This window comes from Candidatus Streptomyces philanthi, from assembly GCF_059553635.1.
The window spans coordinates 24,704-32,657 of sequence record NZ_JCANQV010000024.1 but is presented as its reverse complement, the minus strand read 5'-3'; the positions used below and the strand labels follow the sequence as shown (position 1 = coordinate 32,657).

The following is a 7,954-nucleotide window of genomic DNA, read 5'->3' as shown; positions in this document are numbered from 1 at the left end:
CGCGTGCCGACCACGGTGGATGCCAGTCCACGAAGGGAGGACGCGGTGCCCCACATCTCCGCATCCGACACCGAGGCGGTCGCACGGACCGTGCTCGGGGAAGTCCTGGCACACCAGCGCAGAATGCGCGACGGCGGCTGCACCGGGGACGTCTGCCCGCGCTGCGCCGCGCATCATCTGGCCGCGCTGCGGAAGACCATCGGCAGCGGCCGGCGGATCGAGTTCGTCCTGCCGGCGTTCCCGACGAAGTCCCCCAACCCGGCCAAGGTCCTCGGACCGCTGCCGGACCTCGCCGAGGAACTCGCCCTGCGCTTCCTCGACGACCTGTGCGCCCGTATCTCCGCGCACCACGCGCCCGGCGCGGTCATCCGGATCTGCTCCGACGGGCGGGTCTTCAACGATCTGCTGGGCGTGAGCGACGCGAACGTCAGCGCGTACGTCCAGGGCATCGACGCCATGATCACCCGGATCGGTGCCGACCACCTCGAACAGTTCACCCTCGACGACGTCTACGACGGCGCGGGCCACGGCGACATGCGCGACCGGCTCTCCGCCGGGCACGCCCCGTCCCTGGAGGAGTTGCGCGACGAGGTCCACGCGGGCGGCGCCCCGCTCGCCATGTACCGGGGCATCACCCGTTTCATGCTGGAGGACCTGTCCGGGCCGCAGTACACCGGCACCCGCTCCGCGCTGCAACGCGAGTGCCGCCGGCTCGCCTACCGGATCATCCAGCGCAGCCGCGCCTGGGGCGGGCTGCTCGGCGACCTCTTTCCCGACGCCGTCCGGCTGTCCATACACCCCCAGCCCTGCTCCACCGAGAAGATCGGCATCCTGCTCGCCGACACCCCCGACGCCTGGCTGACGCCCTGGCACAGCGTCGCGGTCAAGACCGGCGACGGTTTCACGCTGATGAAGCGGGCCGACGCCGAACAGGCGGGCGCCCGGCCCGCGTTCGTGGCGGGCCGTCCGGCGTACTACGCGCTGGACGCCGCCGAAGAGGCCGCCCACGCGGCCCCCGCCCGGGTCTGCGCATGACCCCCACCCCTCCCCCGTCCCCACAGGAGACCCCCATGTCCCCCGCTCCCGGCGCGGAGTACGCGACCACCCCGATCGACCCGTTCGGCGTCGCCCTGCACGCCCCCTCCCCCGAGGCGCATGTCGCCGACCTGTCCGTGGAGGCGCTGCGCGACCTCGTACGGGAACACCATCTGCTGCTGCTCCGCGGCTTCCATGGCTTCGACGGGCCCGAGGAGCTGTCCGCGTACTGCGAGCGCTGGGGCGAGCTGAGCGTCTGGCCGTTCGGCACCGTCCTGGAACTCGTCGAGCGTGAGCGGCCCGAGGACCACATCTTCGACCACAGCCATATGCCGATGCACTGGGACGGCATGTACCGCGAGCACGTCCCGGAGTTCCAGGTGTTCCAGTGTGTGCACGCGCCCGGTGAGGGCAACGGCGGGGAGACGACGTTCTCGCAGACCACCGCCGTGCTGGCCGCCGCCGACCCGGAGACCGCGGGCCGCTGGTCGCAGGTGACGGGCACGTACCACCGGGCGATGGAGTACTACGACAGCGTCACCGTCTCCCCGCTCGTCACCACCCACCCCGGGCACGGCGCACCCGTCATCCGCTACAACGAACCCGCCGACCCCGGCGACGCCTCCTTCGTCAACCACCCCGACCTGCGCTTCTCCGGTCTGCCGGGCGAGGAGCTGGCCGAGGCGCACCGCACCCTGCGGGCCGCGCTCTACGACCCGGCGCATCTGTACGCGCACAGCTGGCGCACCGGGGACATCGTCGTCGCCGACAACTTCACGCTGCTGCACGGCCGCAACGCGTTCACCAGCGGCGCCCCGCGCCATCTGCGCCGCGTGCAGGTGCAGAGCACCCCGCCGCTGGCCAACCCGGGGCTGGTGCGATGACCACCGACGGCACCACGGCCCTGCTGACCGGCGACGCCTACACCGAGAGCCTGCGCGACGGGCGGCACGTCTACCTCGACGGGGAACGCGTCAAGGACGTCACCACCCACCCCGCGTTCCGCAACTCCGTCCGCTCCGTCGCCCGCCTCTACGACGCGCTGCACGACCCGGCGACGTCGGACGTTCTCACCGGCACCGACGACCAGGGCATCCGCACCCACAAGTTCTTCCGGCCCAGCCGCTCGGCCGGCGACCTCGTCGAGGCGCGGGAGGCCATCGCCACCTGGGCGCGGATGAGCTACGGCTTCCTCGGCCGCACGCCCGAGTACAAGGCCGCCTTCATGGCGGGCCTGGGCGTCAACGCCGACTACTACGGGCCGTACGCGGCCAATGCCACCGCTTGGTACCGGGAGTTCGCGAGCAAGGCCCTCTATCTCAACCACGTTCTGATCAATCCGCCCGTCGACCGCAAGCGCGCCGTCCACGACATGGAGGACGTGTATGTGCACGCGGTGCGGGAGACGGACGCCGGGGTGGTGGTCAGCGGCGCGAAGATGCTGGCGACGGGCTCCGCGCTCACCCACGCCGGCTTCGTCGCGCCCGTCGGGTCGGCGGCGCTCGCGCCCGGGAAGGCGGAGGCGTTCGCGCTGGTCTTCCTCGTGCGGATGGACAACCCGGGCGTGAAGCTCGTCTGCCGCACCCCTTACGCGCGGTCCGGCACCCGGCCCTTCGACGCGCCGCTCAGCAGCCGCTTCGACGAGAACGACAGTGTGCTGCTGCTCGACGAGGCGCTGATCCCCTGGGAGGACATCCTCGTCTACCGGGACATCGAACGGGCCACCGGCTTCTTCGCCACCTCGGGTTTCCCCAACCTCTACAACTTCCAGTCCGGCGTCCGGCTGAGCGTCAAGCTGGAGCTGATGGCCGGGCTGCTCGCCCGCGGCACCCGCGCCAACGGCACCGACGCGTTCCGCGGGGTGCAGGCCGCCGTCGGCGAGCTGATCACCATGCGGGACATGGTGTGGGCGCTGACCTCGGCGATGGCGTACGACCCGGAACCGGGCAGCGGCGGCACCGTCGTCCCCAAGCTGGAGCACGCCAGCGCGATGCGGATGTACAACGCGCAGGTCTGGAACCGCGTCCACGAGCTGTTCGAGACCACCCTGGGCGGGGCGCCGCTCGCCGTACCGTCCAGCGCCCGCGACCTGGCCAACCCCGAACTGCGGCCGCTGATCGACCGCTTCTACCGGGGCGCGGACTCCACCGCCCACGACCGGATCAAGCTGCTCAAGCTCGCCTGGGACGCGATCGGCACCGAGTTCGGCGGCCGGCACGAGCTGTACGAGCGCAACTACTCCGGGAACGGCGAACAGGTCCGGCTCGACGCCCTGAGGTGGGCGACCGGGCGCGGCAACCTCGCCCGTTACGAGGCGCTGGTGCAGGACTGCCTCGACGACTACGACCTCGACGGCTGGCGCCGCGGCCCCTGGCTGGACGCCGACGGCCCCGAAGGGAGCCTGTGATGTGCGGCATCACCGGATGGGTCGCCTTCGACCGCGACCTGACCTCGCAGCGCGGCGTCATCGACGCCATGACACGGACACTGACCGCCCGCGGCCCGGACGCCTCGGGCGTCCATCTCGACACCCACGTCGCACTGGGTCACCGGCGGCTGTCCGTCATCGACCTGGAGCACGGCGCGCAGCCGATGGCCGCGCCGGAGCGCGCGCCGGGCGGCCGGCCGCGCGCGGTGGTCACCTACGGCGGGGAGATCTACAACTTCCGTGAGCTGCGCGCCGAACTCGCCCTGTCCGGGCACCGGTTCACCACCCGCAGCGACACCGAGGTCGCGCTGCGCGCCTACCTGGAGCACGGCGCGGACTTCGCGGAACGCCTCAACGGCATGTACGCGCTCGCCGTCTGGGACTCCGCCCGCGAGGAACTGCTGCTGGTCCGCGACCGGTTGGGCGTCAAGCCGCTGTACTACCACCCCACCGAGGACGGTGTGGTCTTCGGCTCGGAGCCCAAGGCGCTGCTCGCCCATCCGCAGGTGCGGGCGGCGGCGGGCCCGGAGGAGCTGTGCGACGCGCTGCTGTTCCTGCGTACTCCGGGCCGGGTGCCGTTCCGGGGGATGCGGGAGGTGAAGCCGGGACATCTGCTGCGGGTGAGCCGTGACGGGATCACCGAGGAGCGGTACTGGGCGCTGGAGGCCCGGCCGCACACCGACGATCTGCCTACCACCGTCGCCACCGTCCGCGAGCTGCTGGAGGACATCGTCCCCCGCCAGATGACCGCCGACGTCCCGCTGGTCTCGCTGCTCTCCGGCGGCCTCGACTCCAGTACGGTGACCGCGCTGGCCCAGCGCACCCGCGCGGCCGAGGGCGGCCGGCTCTCCACCTTCTCCGTCGACTTCACGGGACACACCGAGAACTTCCGGGCGGACGCCATCCGCCCCACCCCGGACGGGCCCTACGCCCTCGCCGTCGCCCGGCACGTCGGCAGTGACCACCACACCGTCGAACTCGACCGCTCCCGGCTGCTCGACCCGGACGTCCGCCGCGCCGTGCTGCGCGCCTGGGACCTGCCGTTCAACTTCGCGGACCTCGACGTCTCCCTGTACCTGCTGTTCGCGGCCGTACGGGAGCACGCGACGGTGGCGCTGTCCGGGGAGGGCGCCGACGAGGTCTTCGGCGGCTACCTGTGGTTCTCCGACCCCGAGGCGCGGCAGGCCGAGACGTTCCCGTGGCTGAAGCTCGGCGCGCACCGGGGGCTGGACCCGCGGTCGCTGTTCCACCCCTGGTTCGTCGACGGCATCGACCTCGCCGAGTACCAGGCCGACCTCTACCGCACCGCGCTCGCCGAGGTGCCCCGCCTCGACGGCGAGAGCGCCGGGGACCGCAGGACCCGCGAACTGTCCCACCTCACCCTGACCCGCTGGCTGCCCGTCCTGCTCGACAAGAAGGACCGGATGTCCATGGCCAGCGGGCTGGAGGGCCGGGTCCCGTTCTGCGACCACCGGCTCGTCGAGTACGTCTACAACGTCCCCTGGTCGATGAAGACCTTCGGCGGCCAGGAGAAGGCGCTGCTGCGGGAGGCCGCCGCCGATCTGCTGCCCGAGGAGGTCCTGCGGCGCAAGAAGGCCGCCTACCCCTCGCTCCAGGACCCCGCCTACGACCGGGCCCTGCTCACCGGGCTCACCGCCGCGGCGGGCGGCGACGGCGCGCCCCTCGGCCCGTACCTCGACGGCGACGCCGTCCGCCGGCTCACCGGCCGCACCGCCACCGGCAGCCTCTCCGAGTTCGAGCGGATTCTCGTGGAGTCCACCGTCCGCCTCGACGACTGGCTGCGCACCTACGAGGTCACTCTCGACGCCCCCGTCCCGTCCACCCCGAAGGGAACCCACTGATGCACGCCATCGAGGTCCGCCGCACCGGCGGCCCGGAGGTCCTGACCCCCGTCGAACTGCCCGACCCCACCCCGCGCGAGGGCACGATCCTCGTCGAACTCGCCGCGGCGGGCGTCAACTTCATCGACCTCTACCGCCGCGAGGGCCGCTATCCGCTGCCGCTGCCGTCCGTCCCGGGCGAGGAGGGCTCCGGCACCGTCCTCGCCGTCGGCCCCGGCGTCACCCGCTTCCGGCCCGGTGACCGCGTCGCCTGGACGACCGTGCCCGGCAGCTACGCCACCCGCGTCGTCGTCCCCGAGGACAAGGCGATCCTCGTGCCCGACGGGCTCGACCTGGTCACCGCGGGCGGCGCCCTCGTGCAGGGGATGACGGCCCACTATCTGGCGCACGACTCGTATCCGGCGCGCGAGGGCGAGACCGTGCTTGTCCACGCGGCGGCGGGCGGGGTGGGGCTGCTGCTCACCCAGATGCTCAAGCGGCGCGGTGTCCGCGTCATCGGCACCGTCTCCACCGAGGAGAAGGAGCGCATCGCCCGCGCCAACGGTGCCGACGAGGTCATCCGCTACACCGAAACCGCCGATCTGGCGGCCGATGTCCGGCTGCTGTCCGGCGGCGAGGGCGTCCACGCGGTCTACGACGGGGTCGGCGCGCCCACCTTCGACGCCAGTCTCGCCTCCCTGCGCACCCGCGGCACGCTGGTCCTCTTCGGCGGGGCGGGCGGGGCGGTGCCGCCCGTCGACGTGATGCGGCTGCTGTGGGGCGGTTCGCTGACCCTGACCCGGCCGTACCTGGAGCACTTCCGCGCCACCGTCGAGGAGTTCGAGCGGCGGGCGGGCGACGTCTTCGCCGGTCTGCTCGACGGCACCCTGCGCTTCGCGCTCGGCGGTACGTATCCGCTGGCCGAGGCCCACCGGGCGCACACGGATCTCGCCGCGCGCCGCACCACCGGAAAGCTCCTGCTCACCCCGTAGTCCCCGACCGAAGGAGGTCACCCATGGGCGACATCACCGGCGCGGGACTGCTCTCGCACTCCCCCGTCATCATGTTCCCCGAGGGCGCCCGCATCGAGGCGAACGGCGGCCGCGACTTCACCCTCGCCACCGGTCTGGCCCGGCTGGCGCGCGAGAAGTTCGCCACCGTCCCGCACGACGCGGTCGTGGTCCTCGACTCCCACTGGGCCACCACGACCGAGGCGGTCATCACCGCCCACGGGCGCCGCGCGGGCCTGTTCACCTCGGACGAGATGCCCGCCGCGATCAGCCGGCTGCCGTACGACCTGCCCGGCGACCCGGAACTGGCCCACGCCGTCGCCGATCTGGCCGGCCGCCGCTCGCTGTGGTTCACCGCCAACGACGACCCCTACCTCCCGATCCACTACGCCACCCTCAACCTCTGGTCCCACCTGGGCCGCCCCGGCACCCCCTGGCTCTCCGTCTCCGTCTGCCAGACCGCCACCACCGAGGACTTCCTCCGCCTCGGCGAAACCCTCGCCGAAGCGGTCTCCGGCCTCGGCCGCGAGATCCTCCTGCTCGCGTCCGGCGGCCTCTCCCACGCGTTCTGGCCGCTGCACGAGCTCCGTGCCCGGATGGCCGGCGACCCGGCGCACATCGTCACCCCGGAGGCGCGGGCGGCCGACGAGCAGCGCATCGACTGGCTGCGCTCCGGCCGGCACGACGAGGTCATCGCCACCATGCCGGACTACGACCGCTTCGCCCCCGAGGCCCGCTTCGGCCACTACCTGATGCTCGCCGGCGCCCTCGGCGGCCCCGCCTGCACCGCCCCCGCCGTCCCGTACAGCGGGTACGAGAACGGCATCGGGACGGGACAGGTGCACCTGTGGTTCGACCGGCCGGAGAGGGGGTGGACGGGCGGCGGGGCGGGGTGAGCCGTCCCTTCCTCAGCGCGCCCGCCCCGGCGGCCGCCCTTCCACGGGGTGGCGACCGGGGCGGGCCCCTGTGGTTCGTTCGACTTTTTCGATCGACTCAGTCGTTATCATGGCCCCATGGCACATGTCCCCGCGGCCGAGCGCCGCCCCCAACTGATCAAAGCGGCCATCGACCTCATGACCAGGGAGGGCGTCGCCGCCGGAAGCACCCGCGCCATCGCCGCGGAACTCGGCGTGGCGCAGGCGACGGTGCACTACACCTTCGGCACGAAGGAAGGGCTGTACCGCGCCGTCATGGAGCAGCTCACCCAGGACCTCGTCCGACAGGTCGAGGAGTCGGTCCCCGTGGACGCCGGTTTCGAGGAGACCATGGCCGCCATGGTCTCCGCCCTGTGGCGCACCGTCCACGAACAGCCCACCAGCCACCAGCTGCTCACCGAACTGACCCTCTTCGCACTGCGCACCCCGAGCCTGCACGAGACGGTGGAGAGCCACTACCGCGGAGTGACGGAGGTGACGGAGAAGCTGGTGACCGAGGCGGCCGAGCGCACCGGCCACCGGCTCGCCCAGCCCGCGTCGGTCATCGCCCGGTTCTTCCTGGCGAGCTTCGACGGGCTGAGCCTGCAACACCTCTCCCTGCCCGACGAGGAGTCCTCGCAGACCTGCCTCCAGGTCCTGGTCTCCACCATCGTGGCCCTGGCGGGCGGACGGCTGGAGCCCGTCCCCGTGCCCGCGGCCTGACGG

General features: G+C 72.5%; 7 protein-coding genes. All 7 read left to right on the top strand.

Features of this window, described 5'->3' with window-relative positions; translation table 11 throughout:
* Positions 1-45: 45 nt before the first annotated feature.
* The 7 genes from AC51EU_RS05535 to AC51EU_RS05505 all read left to right on the top strand — a co-directional run bounded on the left by AC51EU_RS05535 (position 46) and on the right by AC51EU_RS05505 (position 7,951).
* Complete coding sequence (locus AC51EU_RS05535; RefSeq protein ID WP_496265509.1) at positions 46-1,035, top strand: L-tyrosine/L-tryptophan isonitrile synthase family protein; 990 nt, start codon at positions 46-48, stop codon at positions 1,033-1,035.
* A gap of 35 nt (positions 1,036-1,070) precedes the next feature.
* Entirely contained in the window at positions 1,071-1,919 is an 849-nt protein-coding gene (locus AC51EU_RS05530) for a TauD/TfdA dioxygenase family protein (RefSeq protein WP_496265508.1), read from the top strand.
* Complete coding sequence (locus AC51EU_RS05525) at positions 1,916-3,442, top strand: 4-hydroxyphenylacetate 3-hydroxylase family protein (RefSeq protein ID WP_496265507.1); 1,527 nt, start codon at positions 1,916-1,918, stop codon at positions 3,440-3,442. Before AC51EU_RS05530 ends, AC51EU_RS05525 begins: the two co-directional genes overlap by 4 nt.
* On the top strand, positions 3,442-5,325 hold the full coding sequence (gene asnB / locus AC51EU_RS05520) for an asparagine synthase (glutamine-hydrolyzing) (protein ID WP_496265506.1): 1,884 nt from the start codon (positions 3,442-3,444) through the stop codon (positions 5,323-5,325). The genes AC51EU_RS05525 and asnB overlap by 1 nt, the downstream gene beginning before the upstream one ends.
* Positions 5,325-6,296 carry a quinone oxidoreductase family protein gene (locus AC51EU_RS05515; RefSeq protein ID WP_496265505.1) on the top strand — a complete coding sequence of 324 codons (972 nt, stop codon included), beginning with the start codon at positions 5,325-5,327 and terminating at the stop codon, positions 6,294-6,296. Before asnB ends, AC51EU_RS05515 begins: the two co-directional genes overlap by 1 nt.
* Before the next feature lie 23 nt (positions 6,297-6,319).
* On the top strand, positions 6,320-7,210 hold the full coding sequence (locus AC51EU_RS05510) for a DODA-type extradiol aromatic ring-opening family dioxygenase (RefSeq protein WP_496265504.1): 891 nt from the start codon (positions 6,320-6,322) through the stop codon (positions 7,208-7,210).
* Between the two features lie 117 nt (positions 7,211-7,327).
* Positions 7,328-7,951 carry a TetR/AcrR family transcriptional regulator gene (locus tag AC51EU_RS05505; protein WP_496265503.1) on the top strand — a complete coding sequence of 208 codons (624 nt, stop codon included), beginning with the start codon at positions 7,328-7,330 and terminating at the stop codon, positions 7,949-7,951.
* Positions 7,952-7,954 lie beyond the last annotated feature (3 nt).